Origin of the sequence: Streptococcus mitis, assembly GCF_965111725.1 — a bacterium.
Taxonomy (GTDB): Bacteria; Bacillota; Bacilli; order Lactobacillales; family Streptococcaceae; genus Streptococcus; species Streptococcus mitis_DV.
In genome coordinates this window covers 1,704,990-1,722,684 of sequence record NZ_OZ217341.1, presented here as the reverse complement: position 1 = coordinate 1,722,684, position 17,695 = coordinate 1,704,990, and the positions used below count along the sequence as shown (strand labels likewise).

Annotated in this window: 15 protein-coding genes and 1 riboswitch; of the genes, 13 read left to right on the top strand and 2 right to left on the bottom strand. The window is 38.5% G+C overall.

Annotated elements, in window-relative coordinates; genetic code table 11:
* Positions 1-5 precede the first annotated feature (5 nt).
* The 5 genes from ACLV7Q_RS08320 (at position 6) to ACLV7Q_RS08300 (ending at position 6,898) form a co-directional block, all read left to right on the top strand.
* Positions 6-1,328, top strand: a complete 1,323-nt coding sequence (locus ACLV7Q_RS08320; RefSeq protein ID WP_001059751.1) for a PTS sugar transporter subunit IIC — start codon at positions 6-8, stop codon at positions 1,326-1,328.
* 1 nt (position 1,329) lies between these two features.
* Entirely contained in the window at positions 1,330-3,216 is a 1,887-nt protein-coding gene (locus ACLV7Q_RS08315) for a DUF4838 domain-containing protein (RefSeq protein WP_218757154.1), read from the top strand.
* A 167-nt stretch (positions 3,217-3,383) separates the two neighbouring features.
* Positions 3,384-3,728, top strand: coding sequence for a PTS lactose/cellobiose transporter subunit IIA (locus ACLV7Q_RS08310; protein WP_000836780.1), 345 nt, complete (start codon positions 3,384-3,386; stop codon positions 3,726-3,728).
* Between the two features lie 9 nt (positions 3,729-3,737).
* Complete coding sequence (lacG, locus tag ACLV7Q_RS08305) at positions 3,738-5,150, top strand: 6-phospho-beta-galactosidase (RefSeq protein WP_218757153.1); 1,413 nt, start codon at positions 3,738-3,740, stop codon at positions 5,148-5,150.
* Positions 5,151-5,218: 68 nt separating this feature from the next.
* Positions 5,219-6,898, top strand: coding sequence for a PTS lactose transporter subunit IIBC (locus ACLV7Q_RS08300; protein ID WP_218757152.1), 1,680 nt, complete (start codon positions 5,219-5,221; stop codon positions 6,896-6,898).
* A 125-nt stretch (positions 6,899-7,023) separates the two neighbouring features.
* Here ACLV7Q_RS08300 and ACLV7Q_RS08295 read toward each other — a convergent pair whose 3' ends face one another.
* Positions 7,024-8,463, bottom strand: a complete 1,440-nt coding sequence (locus ACLV7Q_RS08295) for a TrkH family potassium uptake protein (protein ID WP_173277122.1) — start codon at positions 8,461-8,463, stop codon at positions 7,024-7,026.
* A 3-nt stretch (positions 8,464-8,466) separates the two neighbouring features.
* On the bottom strand, positions 8,467-9,816 hold the full coding sequence (trkA, locus tag ACLV7Q_RS08290) for a Trk system potassium transporter TrkA (RefSeq protein ID WP_218757151.1): 1,350 nt from the start codon (positions 9,814-9,816) through the stop codon (positions 8,467-8,469).
* Between the two features lie 188 nt (positions 9,817-10,004).
* On the opposite strand from trkA, the gene ACLV7Q_RS08285 reads away from it, so the two are divergent.
* The 8 genes from ACLV7Q_RS08285 to ACLV7Q_RS08250 all read left to right on the top strand — a co-directional run bounded on the left by ACLV7Q_RS08285 (position 10,005) and on the right by ACLV7Q_RS08250 (position 17,400).
* Complete coding sequence (locus ACLV7Q_RS08285; protein WP_218757150.1) at positions 10,005-10,853, top strand: SAM hydrolase/SAM-dependent halogenase family protein; 849 nt, start codon at positions 10,005-10,007, stop codon at positions 10,851-10,853.
* 15 nt (positions 10,854-10,868) lie between these two features.
* Positions 10,869-11,414 carry an ECF-type riboflavin transporter substrate-binding protein gene (locus ACLV7Q_RS08280; protein ID WP_138001081.1) on the top strand — a complete coding sequence of 182 codons (546 nt, stop codon included), beginning with the start codon at positions 10,869-10,871 and terminating at the stop codon, positions 11,412-11,414.
* Positions 11,415-11,582: 168 nt separating this feature from the next.
* Positions 11,583-13,265 (top strand): ABC transporter ATP-binding protein, encoded by a 1,683-nt coding sequence (locus ACLV7Q_RS08275; RefSeq protein WP_218757149.1) that lies wholly within the window; start codon positions 11,583-11,585, stop codon positions 13,263-13,265.
* Positions 13,250-14,080 carry an energy-coupling factor transporter transmembrane component T family protein gene (locus ACLV7Q_RS08270; protein ID WP_218757148.1) on the top strand — a complete coding sequence of 277 codons (831 nt, stop codon included), beginning with the start codon at positions 13,250-13,252 and terminating at the stop codon, positions 14,078-14,080. The genes ACLV7Q_RS08275 and ACLV7Q_RS08270 overlap by 16 nt, the downstream gene beginning before the upstream one ends.
* Before the next feature lie 192 nt (positions 14,081-14,272).
* A complete protein-coding gene (locus ACLV7Q_RS08265; protein ID WP_000181389.1) occupies positions 14,273-14,776 on the top strand; it encodes a tRNA (cytidine(34)-2'-O)-methyltransferase in 504 nt (167 codons plus the stop codon).
* A 59-nt stretch (positions 14,777-14,835) separates the two neighbouring features.
* A riboswitch (FMN riboswitch) is annotated at positions 14,836-15,054 on the top strand.
* A gap of 163 nt (positions 15,055-15,217) precedes the next feature.
* Complete coding sequence (locus ACLV7Q_RS08260; RefSeq protein ID WP_218757147.1) at positions 15,218-15,781, top strand: ECF transporter S component; 564 nt, start codon at positions 15,218-15,220, stop codon at positions 15,779-15,781.
* On the top strand, positions 15,771-16,421 hold the full coding sequence (locus ACLV7Q_RS08255; protein ID WP_411866007.1) for a phosphatase PAP2 family protein: 651 nt from the start codon (positions 15,771-15,773) through the stop codon (positions 16,419-16,421). Before ACLV7Q_RS08260 ends, ACLV7Q_RS08255 begins: the two co-directional genes overlap by 11 nt.
* A 106-nt stretch (positions 16,422-16,527) precedes the next feature.
* Positions 16,528-17,400, top strand: coding sequence for a helix-turn-helix domain-containing protein (locus tag ACLV7Q_RS08250; RefSeq protein ID WP_004237388.1), 873 nt, complete (start codon positions 16,528-16,530; stop codon positions 17,398-17,400).
* The last annotated feature ends 295 nt before the right edge of the window (positions 17,401-17,695 follow it).

Genomic DNA, 17,695 nt, shown 5'->3' with positions numbered 1-17,695 from the left:
CGGTGATGAACAATATTTTAACGTTTTTAGAAACGAAAGTCGCTCCGTTTGGTGAAAAAGTTGGCAACCAACGGCATTTGAAAGCTATTCGTGAAGGATTTATGATGGCAATGCCTTTGATTTTAGTCGGCTCTTTATTTCTTATTCTAATCAGTTGGCCTCAAGAGGCTTTTACAAATTGGCTGAATAGTGTTGGATTGCTAAGTATCTTGACAACTATGAATCAGTCAACAGTAGCGATTATTTCCTTGGTCGCTTGTTTCGGTATTGCCTACAGGTTGTCGGAAGGATATGGTACAGATGGTCCGTCTGCAGGGATTATAGCCTTATCCAGTTTTGTATTGATGGCACCTCGTTTTTCAAGTATGGTTTATGATAAAAATGGGGAGCAGGTCAAGCAGTTATTTGGCGGCGCAATACCATTTTCTAGCCTGAATGCATCTTCTTTATTTATGGCGATTACCATTGGATTGGTTACAGCGGAGATTTATCGTATGTTTATCCAGCGCGGAATTACGATAAAAATGCCAAGTGGTGTCCCAGATGTGGTCAGTAAATCATTTTCAGCTCTTTTACCTGGTTTTACTACTTTTGTTTTGTGGGCTTTGGTCTTAAAAGGTCTGGAAGCGGCAGGAGTTGCAGGAGGTCTCAACGGACTCCTAGGTGCAATTGTTGGAACACCGCTTAAGTTAATTGCAGGAACGCTTCCAGGTATGATTCTATGTGTTATTGTAAACTCATTCTTTTGGTTCTGTGGAGTTAACGGGGGACAAGTTTTAAATGCTTTTGTAGACCCAGTTTGGTTACAATTTACTACAGAAAACCAAGAAGCTGTGGCTGCAGGACAAACCCTACAACACATTATTACATTACCGTTTAAAGATTTATTTGTATTTATTGGTGGCGGTGGAGCGACTATTGGTCTTGCGATTTGTCTCTTCCTATTTAGTAAGAGTCGTGCTAATAAAACATTAGGTAAGCTAGCTATTATACCGTCTATCTTTAATATCAATACAGCTATTCTATTTACGTTTCCAACGGTTTTAAATCCGATTATGCTGATTCCGTTTATTGCTACTCCTACAATCAATGCCTTGATTACCTATGTATCAATGGCTGTAGGATTAGTACCTTATACAACAGGTGTAATCCTTCCGTGGACAATGCCACCGATCATAGGAGGATTCCTTGCGACAGGGGCTAGTTGGCGAGGAGCTCTATTACAAGTTGTTTTGATTTTGGTTTCTGTAGCAATTTATTATCCATTCTTCAAAATTGCAGATAAACGCAATCTTGAAAAAGAAAAAGCTACTGTTGGAGGGGAATAAGATGGTTATCAGAGTATTTGATCAGCAGAAAAATACTTATTCTAGCTTTGCCTTAGAGGAATTGAGTTACTATATGAATCGGGTCTTTAAGACTGACATAGAACTTGTCGAGGAGAAGGAAGCGGATATTTTTGTAGGATTAGTCAATAAAGAGGATAGAAAAGACCATGTTCTTATCTCATTAGACAAGGGTAAGGGGAGAATTGAGTCTAATACAATTGTAGGTTTACTTATTGGAATTTACCGAATGTTTCATGAATTTGGTGTTGTGTATACTAGACCAGGGCGCGGACATGACTTTGTTCCAGAGTTAGGATTTGAAGATTTTTTAGATAAACAGCTATCTATAGATGAAACAGCCAGTTACTATCATAGGGGAGTATGTATAGAGGGAGCAGATTCATTTGAAAATATACTAGATTTCATTGATTGGCTACCTAAGATTGGGATGAACAGTTTTTTCATTCAGTTTGAAAATCCCTATTCTTTTTTGAAACGTTGGTATGAACATGAGTTTAATCCATACCTAAATAAAGAAAAATTCTCAAATGAATTAGTACAAGAATTGAGTGATAGGTTGGATAAAGAATTGCAAAAAAGAGGTCTTATTCATCATCGTGTTGGTCATGGATGGACAGGTGAGGTTTTAGGTTACTCTTCAAAATTTGGCTGGGAATCAGGTCTTAGTATTTCAGAGGAGAAGAAACCGTATGTCGCTGAAATAAACGGGAAGCGAGAATTATTTAGTACGGCTCCAATTTTAACAAGTCTGGATTTTTCAAATTCAGATGTGGCGGATAAGATGGTAGAAATTATTACGGATTATGCCAAGAAAAGACCTGATGTGAATTACTTACATGTATGGTTGTCGGATGCTCGTAATAATATTTGTGAATGCGAAAACTGTAGACAAGAATTGGTTTCGGATCAGTATATTCGTATTCTCAATCAATTGGATAGGGCTTTAAGGAGTGAGGGATTAGATACAAAGATTTGTTTTCTGCTTTACCATGAGTTGTTATGGGCACCTCAGAAAGAAAAATTAGATAATCCTGAACGCTTTACCATGATGTTTGCACCGATTACAAGAACATTTGAAATGAGTTATGCAGATGTAGATTTTGACAATTCCATACCTACGCCTAAACCTTATATGCGTAATAAAATTATACTTCCGAATTCTCTTGAGGAAAATTTATCTTATCTTTTTGAGTGGCAAAAAACATTTAAAGGGGATAGTTTCGTATATGACTATCCTTTAGGGCGTGCTCATTATGGCGATTTAGGCTATATGAAAATTAGTAAAACTATTTACAGAGATGTATCTTATCTTTCCAACCTACATTTGAACGGGTACATTTCGTGTCAAGAATTACGTGCCGGATTCCCTCATAATTTTCCTAATTATGTCATGGGGCAAATGCTCTGGAAGAAGACAAGAAGTTATGAAGAATTGATTGAAGAATACTTTTCTGCTTTGTATGGGTCAAATTGGCAGTCTGTTGTTGAATATTTAGAAAAATTATCCATTTATTCCTCTTGTGATTATTTTAATGCAATTGGCAGTCGTCAAAATGATGTTTTAGCGAATCATTATTATATAGCTTACAATCTAGCTGATAATTTTTTGCCAATTATTGAGGAAAATATTTCTAAGTTAGTGAATAGTCAAAAAGATGAATGGAAACAGCTCAGTTATCATCGTGAATATGTTGTTAAGATGGCGAAAGCTTTATATCTTCAAGCAACCGGAAAAACAAGACAAGCTCAAGATGAGTGGAAAAATGTTTTGAATTATATCCGTGGTCACGAATTGCTATTCCAATCTAATTTGGATGTTTATCGTGTAATTGAAGTAGCAAAAAATTACGCTGGTTTCCACTTATAAATCATAAGTATAGAAAATGAACTAAGGTATTCAGAGAAGATTGATCCTAAATATTATGAAATTTAAGGATTTTTAAGATATTTAGGGTCAACTTTCTATTTGTATGGTAGCGAAGTCATTTTAATAATGATGTGTAAAAGATGGATCAAGATTGAGGAGGAAGAAAGATGAAATCAAAAGAAGAAATAAATATGCTTGGTTTTACAATTGTCGCTTACGCAGGAGATGCAAGGTCAGATTTGATGGATGCTTTGGCGTTTGCGAGAGATGGATATTTTGAACAGGCAAGAGAATTGGTTGAGTCTGCAAACGACTCAATAGTGTCTGCCCATCGAGAACAGACTAATTTATTAGCGGAGGAGGCATCTGGAGATAATTTTGAAGTGAGCTTTATTATGATTCATGGTCAAGATACTTTGATGACAACGATGCTATTGTATGATCAGGTAAAGTTTTTTATTGATGAATATGAACGAATTCGAAAGATTGAAGAACATATTGGTTTGCAATGAGGATTAGTCATGGAAAATTTACAGGTTAAAGCCTTACCGAAGGAGTTTTTATTAGGAGCTGCTACCGCTGCTTATCAAGTAGAGGGTGCAACTAGGGTAGATGGCAAAGGAACAAATATGTGGGATGTTTATTTGCAAGAAAACAGTCCGTTCTTACCAGATCCAGCTAGTGATTTTTATTATCGTTACGAAGAAGATATAGCCTTGGCGGCAGAACATGGTTTGCAGGCTTTGCGTTTATCTATTTCCTGGGTTCGCATATTTCCTGATATAGATGGGGAGCCGAATATATTGGCTGTTCAGTATTACCATAGAGTCTTTCAGTCCTGCTTAAAACATAATGTGATTCCGTTTGTTTCTTTACATCATTTTGATTCGCCTCAGAAAATGTTAGAAACAGGGGATTGGTTGAATAGAGAGAATATTGATCGTTTCATACGATATGCTCGTTTTTGTTTCCAAGAATTTACAGAAGTCAAGCATTGGTTTACAATCAATGAACTGATGTCTCTTGCCGCAGGTCAATATATAGGAGGTCAGTTTCCTCCGAATCATCATTTTCAATTATCTGAAGCAATTCAATCGAATCATAACATGTTGTTGGCGCATGCTCTTGCAGTCCTCGAATTTCATCAATTAGGGATTGAGGGAAAGGTAGGTTGTATTCATGCCTTAAAGCCAGGCTATCCTATTGATGGGCAAAAAGAAAATATTTTGGCAGCTAAACGGTATGATGTTTATAATAATAAATTTCTATTAGATGGAACTTTTTTGGGCTACTACAGTGATGACACGCTTTTTCACTTAAATCAAATATTGGAAGCTAATAATTCTAGCTTTATTATTGAAGATGGTGATTTAGAAATTATGAAAAGAGCTGCACCTCTTAATACGATGTTTGGGATGAATTATTATCGTTCAGAATTTATTCGTGAATACAAAGGTGAAAATAGACAAGAATTTAATTCAACAGGAATAAAAGGACAGTCTTCTTTTAAATTAAATGCTCTAGGTGAATTTGTAAAAAAGCCTGGTATTCCGACAACAGATTGGGATTGGAATATTTATCCTCAAGGCTTATTTGATATGTTGCTTCGTATCAAAGAAGAATATTCTCAACATCCGGTCATTTATTTAACTGAAAATGGTACAGCCCTTAAAGAGGTTAAGCCAGAGGGCGAGAATGATATTATTGATGACAGTAAGAGAATCCGTTATATTGAGCAACATTTACACAAAGTTTTAGAGGCTCGAGATAGGGGAGTCAATATTCAAGGCTATTTTATATGGTCTTTGCAAGATCAATTTTCTTGGGCGAATGGCTACAATAAGCGATATGGTCTTTTCTTTGTTGATTATGAGACACAGAAGAGATATATTAAGAAAAGTGCTCTTTGGGTAAAAGGGCTAAAACGGAATTAAGGTTAGCGATTTGAATGATGTTTAATATGTTTTAAATATGAGGTTGAATTTTTTATAGGAGGAGTTTTATGGATAAGCTAGTCGCTGCCATTGAAAAGCAACAAGGGAAATTTGAAAAAATTTCTACTAATAATTATATGATGGCTATTAAAGATGGATTCATTGCTACTATGCCTTTAATTATGTTTTCAAGCTTTTTGATGATTATTATTATGATTCCTAAAAATTTCGGAGTAGAGTTACCGAGTCCAGCTATTGTCTGGATGAGGAAAGTGTATATGCTAACCATGGGAGTTTTGGGTGTTATTGTTTCAGGGACAGTTGCAAAGTCATTGGCTGGAAATGTTAATAGAAAAATGCCTCCTGGAAAGGTAATAAATGATACTTCTGTAATGTTGGCAGCCATATGTAGTTATCTGGTATTAACTGTAACGCTTGTAGTTGATGAGAAGACGGGATCTACAAGTTTGTCGACAAACTATTTAGGATCTCAAGGATTGATAACTTCGTTTGTCAGTGCCTTTATTACTGTAAATGTTTACCGATTCTGTATTAAGCGAGACATTACTATTCATTTACCTAAGGAAGTTCCTGGAGCTATATCACAAGCTTTTAGAGATATTTTTCCTTTTTCTTTTGTTTTACTTATTAGTGGTTTGTTAGATATTGTATCTCGGTTTAGTTTAGATGTTCCTTTTGCCCAAGTATTTCAACAACTATTGACCCCTATTTTTAAGGGTGCAGAATCATATCCTGTTATGATGTTGATTTGGTTTATGTGTGCTTTGCTTTGGTTTGTTGGAATTCATGGACCATCTATTGTCTTACCTGCTGTTACAGCTTTACAACTAAGCAATATGGAAGAGAATGCTCAACTCCTTGCAAATGGGCAGTTCCCTTATCATTCTTTAACACCTAATTTCGGGAATTATATCGCTGCTATCGGAGGAACGGGGGCTACCTTTGTTGTACCATTTATTTTGATTTTCTTTATGCGATCTAAACAATTAAAATCGGTAGGTAAAGCTACAATTACTCCTGTTTTATTTGCGGTAAATGAACCTCTTCTATTTGGTATGCCTGTTATTTTGAATCCCTATCTTTTTGTCCCTTTTTTGATGACTCCACCAGTGAATGTATTTCTAGGAAAGGTCTTTATTGATTTCTTTGGAATGAATGGATTTTATATCCAGTTACCTTGGGCCTTTCCTGGTCCCTTGGGATTGTTAATTGGAACGAATTTTCAACCTATCTCCTTTGTATTTTTATCTTTGATTTTAGTTGTCGACATATTGATTTATTTGCCATTCTGTAGAGCGTATGATAGACAGTTACTGATGAAAGAAGATGTTGCAAGCTCAAATGATATTATTTTAGAGGAGGATACAAGTGAAATAATGCCTGGTGAGTTAGATGAAATAAAAAGTAAGGAGTTGAAAGTATTGGTTCTTTGTGCAGGGTCTGGAACAAGTGCGCAATTAGCCAATGCAATTAACGAGGGCGCTCAATTAGCAGAAGTTAGAGTGATTGCGAATTCAGGAGCGTACGGAGCTCATTATGATATTATGGGTGTTTATGATTTGATCATTCTGGCTCCACAAGTTCGGAGTTATTATAAAGAGATGAAGGTGGATGCAGAAAGATTAGGTATTCAGTTAGTTGCTACCAGAGGAATGGAATATATTCATTTAACAAAGAATCCAAGTAGAGCCTTACAATTTGTATTGGAGCATTACCAAGCTGTGTAGTCAGTTTTTCCATCTTTTATTTGAGTTAGGACTTTGCTTACAGACAGGCTTGGATTTAAAAACGTTCCCCCTTTTTTAATATAAAAATCCCTCTTTCACAATTGTAAAAAGAGGGATTTTGTATTTTATCTCTTAGACCAAGTTCTTTTCATAAAGAGAAGTAGGATTGGGTAAATCTCCAAGCGCCCTGCAATCATTGCAAAGGAGAGGAGAATTTTTGAGATAGGACTAAAGATTGAGAAGCTAGAAGTGGTTCCTAGAATAGGTCCGATATTATTGAAGCAGCTAAAGACAGCACTGGTAACGACTAGGAAATCATTGCTATCTAGGCTGACAATAAAGATAAGCGCTAGCAAAATCATAGCATAGATGACAAAGTATTTGAGAATTTTATGCTGGGTATCCTTGTCAATCACCGTTTTATTAACATGGAGTGTCAAAACACGGTGGGGCGATAGGATTGACAAAATTTGATTTTTGGCAATTTTTGAAAGGATAAGGCCTCGAATAACCTTGAGTCCACCTGCAGTTGAACCAGCAGAACCACCGATTGCCATGAGGAAGAGAAGGATAAACTGGGAGAAGAGGGGCCAATTGGTAATATCTCCATATCCAAAACCAGTCGTTGTAATGATATTGGAAACCTGGAAGAAGGCCATTTCAAAACTCTTAGAAAATCCTGGGTAGAGATAGAGGGTATTGAGGCTGATCAAGCCTGTAGAAAGCAGAACAATGACCAAGTAAGCTCGAAGTTCTTCGTCACCAAAGAAGGCCTTGACGCGACGGAGCATGAGGTAGTAGTAGAGATTGAAATTTACTCCAAAAACCAAAACTCCGATACTAACCAGATAGGTAATCAGTGAGCTACCATAGTGGGCAATTCCATCGTTATAGACGGTAAATCCTCCTGTACCTGCTGTCCCCATGGCAATGACAAAACTATCAAATAGGGGCATGCCAGCTAGATAATAGATGATGACAAAGAGGGAGAAGAGAGCTAGATAAAGGAGATAGAGAATCTGGGCAGTATTTTTGAGTTTGGATACAACCTTACCGAAAACAGGGCCAGGAACCTCAGCCTTCATCACTTCTAGGTGGCTATTCTTGGCATTATCCATAATAGCAAGTGCAAAAACAAGCACTCCCATTCCTCCAATCAAGTGGGTAAAACTTCGCCAGAAGAGGAGGGAACGGCTGAGAACCGAAACGTCGTTCAAAATACTTGCTCCAGTAGTTGTAAAGCCAGAACTGATTTCAAAAAAGGCATCGATAACGCTGGGAATTTGTCTAGCAAAGACAAAGGGGAGACCGCCAAAGAAGGACCAAAGGATCCAGCAGAGGGCCACAATCAAGATTCCCTCCTTGGCATAAATCCGTTGATTTTTTGGCTTTTGTAAAATTCCTGAGCCGCCTAGTAATACGAGAATCCCAATCGTTGTAAAGAGGGCTGTAAAGACTTGGCTCGATTCACGGTAATAGACAGCGACAGACACAGGAACCAAAAGAAGAACAGCTTCAATCAAAAGTAATTTTGAAAGGAGGTAACGAATCATACTTTTATTCATTTCTTACCTCGCGATCAAGTCATAAATCTTGGTGATGTTTGGTAACAAGGTTGTTACTAGGAGCTTGTCTCCGACTTCCAGCATATCCTCCCCGGTAGGGAAAATAGTCTTTCCTTTTCGAATGATAGCTGCGATAAGAACCCCTTTTTTCAATTTCAGTTGAGAAAGAGGTTTGGCAGTCATTTTATTAGCTTCCTTGATATGGAATTGCAGGGTTTCGATTTGGCCATTGGCTAGATGGTGCATGGCTTGAAGGTCTGAATACTGGGCATTAACACGACCACGAATAAAGTGCATAATCGTATCTACAGCGATGCTTTTAGGTGTGATGATACTTGAAAAATCAGGCGCATTGATAATCTCGAGGAGACTGGTACGATTGACCTTGGTAATATTTTTCTGTACACCTACCCTGTCAAGGAACATAGAGGTAATCAGATTTTCCTCATCGACCCCTGTTAGAGTCGCAACGGCATCATAGTTTTGAGCACTTTCTTCCAGCAGGATATCTTTTGCGGTACCATCTCCTTGAACGATGTGGAGGTTTGGAAATTTCTCGCTAAAGAAGCTAGCAATTTCAGGATTGATTTCAATAACCTTGGTATCGATACGACTGTCTTTGAGGATACCTAGTAGATAATAGGCAATTCTACCAGCTCCAACAATAAGAAGACTCTTCACGGCACGAGACTTGAAATAATTATGGAAGAGCATCATGTCAACACGGTTACCAGTGACAAAGATTCTATCTTTATCCTGTATGGTCATATCACCACTTGGGATGATAATTTGATGATCTCTTTCTATCGCACATACAATGACATTGCCAAATTTTTTCCGAAAATCAGAAATGGGCATTTGGCAAAGACCACTGGAGGATTTAACAGTGAATTCCATCAAGCTGACCCGTCCACCAAAGAAACGTTCGACAGACAGGGCGTTGGGGAAGTCAATGATATTAGCAATAGCGCGGGCAGCCAAGAGCTCAGGATTAACGATAAGAGAAAAACCGAGAATATTCTTTTCCTTGAAATAAGAGTTAGAATATTCAGGGTTCCGCACCCGAACGATGGTCTCTTTAGCTCCCATTTTTTTGGCTAGAACGGCTGCAATCATGTTCACTTCATCATATTCAGTCAGGGCGATAAAGATATCACAATCCTGGACACTGGCTTGCTCAAGGATGGTAAAATCGGCCCCGTTACCAAGGATACCCATAATATCAAAACGACTGACGATATGATTGAGAACAGCTTCGTTTTGTTCAATCAGTAAAACATCATGCTTTTCTGCAACCAAGGAGCGACAGAGGGCAAAACCAACTTTTCCCCCTCCGACAAGGATAATTTTCATAATAAAACCTACTTCTTCATTATGTAACTATCATACCTTTTTTCAAGAAAAAATGCACCTGCTAGCTAATAACCAGAGCTTTTAGTAGGAAATTTGCTATAAGGTAAAACTATACCCTAACCAATTGAAATAGCTATTAGCGACTTTCTCTGAAATATGGTATGATAAAGGATATACAAGGAGATAAAATGAATAATAATTTACTGGTATTACAATCAGACTTTGGTCTGGTTGATGGTGCGGTATCGGCTATGATTGGAGTGGCTTTAGAAGAATCTCCAACCTTAAAAATTCATCACTTGACGCACGATATCACGCCTTATAATATTTTTGAGGGGAGTTACCGTCTCTTTCAGACGGTGGATTACTGGCCTCAGGGAACGACTTTTGTATCGGTGGTCGATCCAGGTGTCGGCTCGAAACGTAAGAGTGTGGTTGCCAAGACTGCAAAAAATCAATACATTGTCACGCCAGATAATGGGACGCTTTCTTTTATCAAGAAACACGTTGGCATTGTAGCTATTCGTGAAATTTCTGAAGTGGCCAATAGACGTCAAAATACAGAGCATTCTTATACCTTCCACGGTCGTGATGTCTATGCCTATACTGGTGCTAAATTAGCCAGTGGTCACATTAGTTTTGAGGAAGTGGGGCCAGAGCTCAGTGTGGATCAGATTATAGAGCTTCCAGTCGTAGAGACCATCATTGAAGATCATCTGGTGAAGGGAGCCATTGATATTCTGGATGTGCGTTTTGGTTCGCTTTGGACCTCTATCACACGGGAAGAATTTTACAAACTGGAACCAGCATTTGGTGATCGTTTTGAAGTGACCATCTATCACGCTGATATGCTGGTCTATCAAAATCAGGTTGTTTATGGCAAATCATTTGCAGATGTGAGAATTGGGCAACCCATCCTTTACATCAACTCTCTCTATCGTTTAGGTCTGGCTATCAACCAAGGTTCCTTTGCCAAGGCTTATAATGTGGGTGTCGGTTCATCTTGGACCATTGAAATAAAGAAAATAGAATCATAAAATAGGAGAATATAGATGAAAAATCAATCAATTAAACAAGTTGTTGCTATCGGTGTTGGAGCTGCGCTCTTTGTTGTCATCGGGATGATCAGCATTCCGACCCCTGTTCCAAATACAAGCATCCAGCTTCAGTATGCGGTACAGAGCCTCTTGTCTATCATTTTTGGTCCTATAGTGGGACTACTTGTTGGCTTAATTGGGCATGCGGTGAAGGACGCTATTGCTGGCTACGGTCTGTGGTGGACTTGGATTATCGCTAGTGGACTCTTTGGTCTAGTTGTGGGGCTATTTAGAAAGTACGTTCGCGTGATCAATGGTGTCTTTGACTGGAAAGATATTCTCATTTTTAACCTCATTCAACTACTTGCAAATGCTCTTGTTTGGGGTGTCTTGGCACCACTTGGAGATGTTGTGATTTATCAAGAAGCGGCAGAAAAAGTATTTGCACAAGGAATTGTTGCGGGAATTGCTAATGGTGTATCTGTAGCTATTGCAGGAACTCTTCTCTTGCTTGCCTATGCAGGAACTCAAACTCGTGCAGGAAGTTTGAAAAAGGACTAAAATGATGGGGAAGGCTGGGCAACCAGTCTTTTTCGATGTTTATAGATTAGTTAGACAAGTAAGCTAGGATAGGAATCTTTTGGGCGCTAAGATTTTAAGAGAAGAGACTGCAAGAAGGGGTAGATTTATGATAAAATAGAAGTCTAAGAAGCGAATGAAGAGAGTAAGATGAAAGAAGCTATAATTGAGTGGAAGGATTTCTCTTTCCGGTATGAAACACAACAAGAGCCGACCTTGCAAGGGGTGGATTTGACTATTTATAAGGGAGAGAAAGTCTTAATTGTTGGGCCATCTGGGTCAGGTAAATCTACCTTGGGTCAGTGTTTGAATGGGATTATTCCCAATATTTACAAGGGTCAGACGTCTGGAGAATTTTTGATCAAGGGTCAAGCTGCTTTTGATATGAGTATCTATGATAAGTCTCATCTGGTTAGCACGGTTTTGCAGGATACAGATGGGCAGTTTATCGGCTTGTCCGTGGCAGAGGATTTGGCTTTTGCTCTGGAAAATGATGTAACAGCCCTAGATGAGATGAAAGGTCGTGTTCATAAATGGGCTGAAAAGCTGGACCTTCTTCTTTTACTGGATCAGCGTCCTCAGGATTTGTCAGGTGGACAAAAGCAGCGGGTCAGTCTAGCTGGTGTCTTGATTGATGAGAGTCCGATTCTCTTGTTTGATGAGCCACTCGCCAATCTGGATCCCAAGTCAGGTCAGGATATTATCGAATTGATTGATCAGATTCATAAGGAGGAGGGGACGACGACTCTTATTATCGAGCATCGTTTGGAGGATGTTTTGCATCGCCCTGTGGATCGGATTGTCTTGATAAACGATGGCCGCATCCTCTTTAATGGGAGTCCTGATCAGTTATTGGCGACTGATTTGTTGACCCAAAATGGAATCCGAGAACCCCTTTATCTAACCACTCTCCGTCAATTGGGTGTGGATTTAGTCAAGGAAGAACAATTAGCAGATCTGGATAACTTGTCTATCTCAAAAGGTCAGGTTCAGTTGCGGACAGAACTGGTAAAAGAAACCCCAGAATTGCAGTCACTCTTTAGACTAGAGGACGTGTCGTTTTCTTATGATGATAGACCGATTTTAAAATTCATTCATTTAGATATTAAAAAGGGTGAAAAAATTGCCATTGTCGGAAAAAATGGAGCAGGGAAGTCAACTCTAGCCAAGGCCTTAAGTAGCTTTATCCAGACTGAAGGCCACTATCTTTGGGAAGGACAGGATATAAAAGGAGATTCTGTTGCAGAGCGGGCGGAACGAGTAGGCTATGTACTACAAAATCCCAATCAAATGATTTCGACCAACATGATTTTTGATGAGGTGGCTCTGGGACTTCGTTTGCGAGGTGTGGACGATCAGGAAATTGAAACGAGAGTCTATGAAACTTTGAAAATCTGTGGTCTCTATGAATTCCGTAATTGGCCCATTTCTGCCCTGTCATTTGGTCAGAAAAAACGTGTGACCATTGCTTCGATTTTGGTCTTGGGGGCTGAAATTATCCTCTTAGATGAGCCAACAGCAGGTCAAGACCAGAAGAACTATACTGAAATTATGGACTTTCTCGAAGAGTTGCATCAAAAAGGGCATACCATTGTCATGATTACCCATGATATGCAATTGATGCTAGATTATTCAGACCGGGCTCTTGTCATGGTGGATGGGGAATTGATTGCCGATACCGATCCAGCTAGTCTGTTGAGCAATCCTGAGCTGTTAGTAAAAGCCAATTTAAAAGAGACTTCTATCTTCAACTTGGCTAAGAAACTCGACGTGGATCCACTTGCTTTAACGGCATTTTACAAAGAAAGGAGAGAAGGATGCAAGCTAAATTAATTGGTTACCAGCATAGAGATACTGTGATTCATCGCTTGTCAGGAGCTGGAAAACTTCTCTTTTTCATCCTCGTGTCATTGGCGGCCATGATTAGCTATGATACCAGACTGCTTGTTCTGATTGCTATCTTTTCGGTTTTTCTCCTCTATTTGTCACAAATCCGTTTTAAAGATGTTTCCTTTGTAGCCGTTTTTGCGACGGTATTTGCCGTTTTAAACGTTTTGATGGTCTATCTCTTTTCTCCCGAGTATGGGGTTGGACTTTACGGAGAGAGAAGTGTGATTTGGCAGGGAATCGGTGCCTACACTCTGACCAGTCAAGAACTCTTTTATCTGCTAAATTTGGCTATTAAGTACCTTTGCACCATTCCTCTGGCTATTATCTTTTTGATGACAACCCATCCTAGTCAGTTTGCTTCCAGTTTAAATCAAATTGGTGTGCCTTACAAGATTGCCTATTCAGTCAGCCTGACTTTGCGCTATATTCCAGATTTACAGGAAGAATTCTTTACCATCAAGATGTCTCAGGAAGCGCGTGGGATGGAATTATCCAAGAAAGCTTCTCTTATGCAACGAATCAAAGGCAATCTGCGCATTATCACTCCCTTGATTTTTAGCTCGTTAGAACGCATTGATACCATCGCGACCGCCATGGAGCTTCGCCGCTTTGGGAAAGAGAAAAAACGCACTTGGTATAGTTATCAGGCCTTGAAAAAAGGAGACTATCTTACCTTGTTCTTGGCAGCTGTGTTTTTAGTAGCTAGTTTACTACTTATCTTGCAGAATCAGGGACGATTTTACAACCCTTGGAAATAGCTTGAAAAAATTGAAAAAATCAAGTCGTTTCTATTGACAATGATTCTGAAAGTGTTATACTAAGAAAGTAGTTTCGCTGATTTACTTCAAACCTGTTGTGAGGTAAGTTAACGATGCCTTAACCACGCTGTTTGCTGAGCTTGACTCCGGGCAGTGTGGCTATTTTTTTGCAATGGTAAAAGGAAGCAAGTCATGACAAATCACATTGTATTATTTGAACCACAAATTCCACAAAATACAGGCAATATCGCGCGTACTTGCGCTGCGACCAATTCTCCCCTCCATATCATCAAGCCAATGGGCTTTCCTATCGATGACCGCAAGATGAAGCGGGCTGGATTGGATTATTGGGATAAGCTAGAGATTTATTTTTACGAGAGTTTGGAGGATTTCATGTCTCAGATGAAGGGCAAACTCTATCTGATCTCAAAATTCGCTGAGAAAGTGTATTCTGAGGTGGATTTATCGACTAACGAAGACCATTATTTTCTATTTGGACGTGAAGACAAGGGCTTGCCTGAGGACTTTATGCGAGAACATCCTGAGAAAGCTCTCCGTATTCCTATGAATGATGAACATGTCCGCAGTCTCAATGTGTCTAATACCGTTTGCATGATTGTCTACGAAGCTCTTCGCCAGCAGAACTTTGCAGGTCTTGAGCTTGTTCATACCTATGAAGTGGATAAATTGAAATAAAAAATGAAAATGGAAATGAACAAAATGCTTGCGCTTGCAAGCGTTTTTTGTTATGATAAAAGAGTCTTCAGGGCAGGGTGAAATTCCCGACCGGCGGTAAATTTGACTATCTATTTTAGCTTTCTCGTCGTTGTCTTGTCTCGATATACTTTAAGTATTATCTTCGACTGCGACGCCTAGATAAATCTAAAATATCTTAGCCAAATAAGTCCGCGAGCGCAAGCTGATGTGGTGAGATTCCACAACCGACAGTATAGTCTGGATGGGAGAAGACGAAAGAATGGCTTTGTCTGTTCTGATAGATTTATAGCTAAACTGTAACCGCTTGCTTGAATTTTCTTAATAGAGTGAGAGGGAAGATTTGGGATATAAAAAGTGAGAATAGATAGAGGAATCCTTTCTAACTTCTTCTGATTTTATAGAAAATTGGAGGAACCTGTTATGACAAACACACGTCGACTTTCGACCATTGCGATTCTATCAGCCATCTCATTTGTGCTGATGTACTTTGACTTTCCGCTTTTGCCAGCGGCGTCCTTCCTAAAGATCGAATTTAGTATCTTGCCAGTCCTTGTGGGCTTGGTGGTCATGGATTTGCCTGCTGCTCTAGGAGTTCTCTTGCTTCGCTCACTCTTGAAGTTGCTTCTTAACAGCCAGGGAGTGAATACTTACATTGGTTTGCCAATGAATATCGTAGCTTTGGGAGTTTTTGTCATCGTATTTGCTTTGATTTGGAAAAAGGAACGGACACCCCTTCGTTTCCTACTAGGATCTCTAGCTGGAACTATTGGTTTAACCGTGGCTATGTTGGTTCTCAACTATGTTTACGCTGTTCCTTTATACGCTAAGTTTGCTAACTTTGATATTGGAAAAATTTTGGGACTTTCCAACTACCTAATGACCATGGTATTACCTTTTAACTTGATTGAAGGTGTAATCTTTTCCGTTTCATTCTGGTTGTTGTATATTCTCTTGAAACCAACCTTAAAACATTATGAGAGATAAACAAACATTTTTAATGAAGGGCAGTTTTGCCCTTTTACTTTTCGTTATTCTTGGCTATATGGTCAAATTTTACCCTGAAACGTTGGTCAATTTTGACCAACCGATTCAGACGGCCATTCGAGGAGACTTGCCAGATTACTTGACTATTCTTTTCCGATCCATTACACGCCTGATTGATATCCCAGTGATTATCACTTGGGTTGTCATTGTAGCCTTTATCTTTTATCGTAAGCGGTGGAAGATAGAAAGTTTCTTCATGCTGGGAAATCTGGCTTTGGCAGGTCTTTTAATTGTGACCTTTAAAAATATCTACCAGCGCCCGCGACCAGCTATTTTACACTTGGTTGAGGAGAAGGGATTTTCCTTCCCGAGTGGGCATTCTCTGGCTGTAACCTTGATGGTCGGATCTCTGATTGTCATTCTTAGTCAACGGATTAAAGATCCAGTCTGGAGAAAAATCGTGCAAATTATTCTTGGCCTCTACCTAGTCAGTGTGCTGGTATCAAGGGTCTATCTGGGAGTTCATTACCCATCAGATGTTCTTGCCAGTCTCTGTGTAGGCTTGGGAGTCCTGTTTATCGAGTTTCCCTTCTATGATAAACTTCGCTTCCAATGGCGATTTAAAGGTAAGCAGAAGTGATGAAAAAGATAAAAAATTATACAAAGATAAGGATATAAAATATATATTTTAAACATGTTTTTGAAACTTGATGTACTTTAATAAATAAAGCAAGGAGGAATAAAGTGTGGACATGTTACTAGCGACACGCTTAAAAAACAAGAGAAAGGAATTAAAATTATCTCAAAAGGAATTGGCTAAGGGGATTTGTGAGCAAGGACAGATTAGCCGTATGGAGCAAGGTAAATACTCACCCGGGTCAGAATTACTCTTTCAGCTATCTAAGCGATTGAAGGTGAGCATGAATTATTTCTTTGAAGAGACTGAGGTTTCTAGCTTGGAAAATATTGATAAGTTTAAAGAACTATCTAAGAAGTTTTTGGATGAGAGGGAATATGAATCTCTCCATTACATCTATGAACTAGAAAAATCTAAACGTGCTCGTTTATCTGCTAAAGATCAGATTTATTTAGACTGGATTGATACATTAGTTCAATTCCATTATCTGAATCATCAAACAGAGGCAGTTGCGAAATTGGAAAAAATACTGTTGTCTCTGAAAAAATCTGATTTTTACTATCTACAGCTGGGAAATACCTTGGCTAATTTTTATTTTGATATGGGGCAGGAAGACACATATCAGGAGCTCTATCAACTTTTAAAAGAGAACATCCAGTCATTATCTGTTCATCATTTGGAACAATTAGAATTGATGATTAAATTCCGATATAACTATTGTAGATATTTGTGGTTGAATGAACAAACATCTGAAGCTATAGAAGAGATTACAGAAACAATAGCTATTTGTAAAAGATATAATAGTAGTTATCGATTAGCAGATTTGTATTGTTTATTGGGAAATATAAGTGTGGGATTTGCTGAAAAGGATAGGATACTAGGTTTTTATCAAGTATCTTATCAGCTTTACAAGCACGAAGAGAACCAGAGAATGATGATGGAAATTGAGAAGGAAATGAAATTATTGGAAAGTGAAGATTAAGAAAAAGATTTGTATTTTTAGATAACTTAAATTCATATTTCAAAAAAAATAAGAAATCTACATAAAAATTATTGACAAACTAAAATTGATGTGTTAGAATATCGTCAATAGTTAAGAAGGTTTAGAAGATGAAAAGATTTCAAGTTGTCAAGCTATGTATATTAATTGCTTTATTGCTTCTATTTCTATTTAATGTGTTAAGTGGCTCTTTATCTGTAACAACTAGAGGAGTTGATCCAGGACCAGCATATGGAATTTCACTTTAAAGATATCCAACATATCGCTTCATAAACAG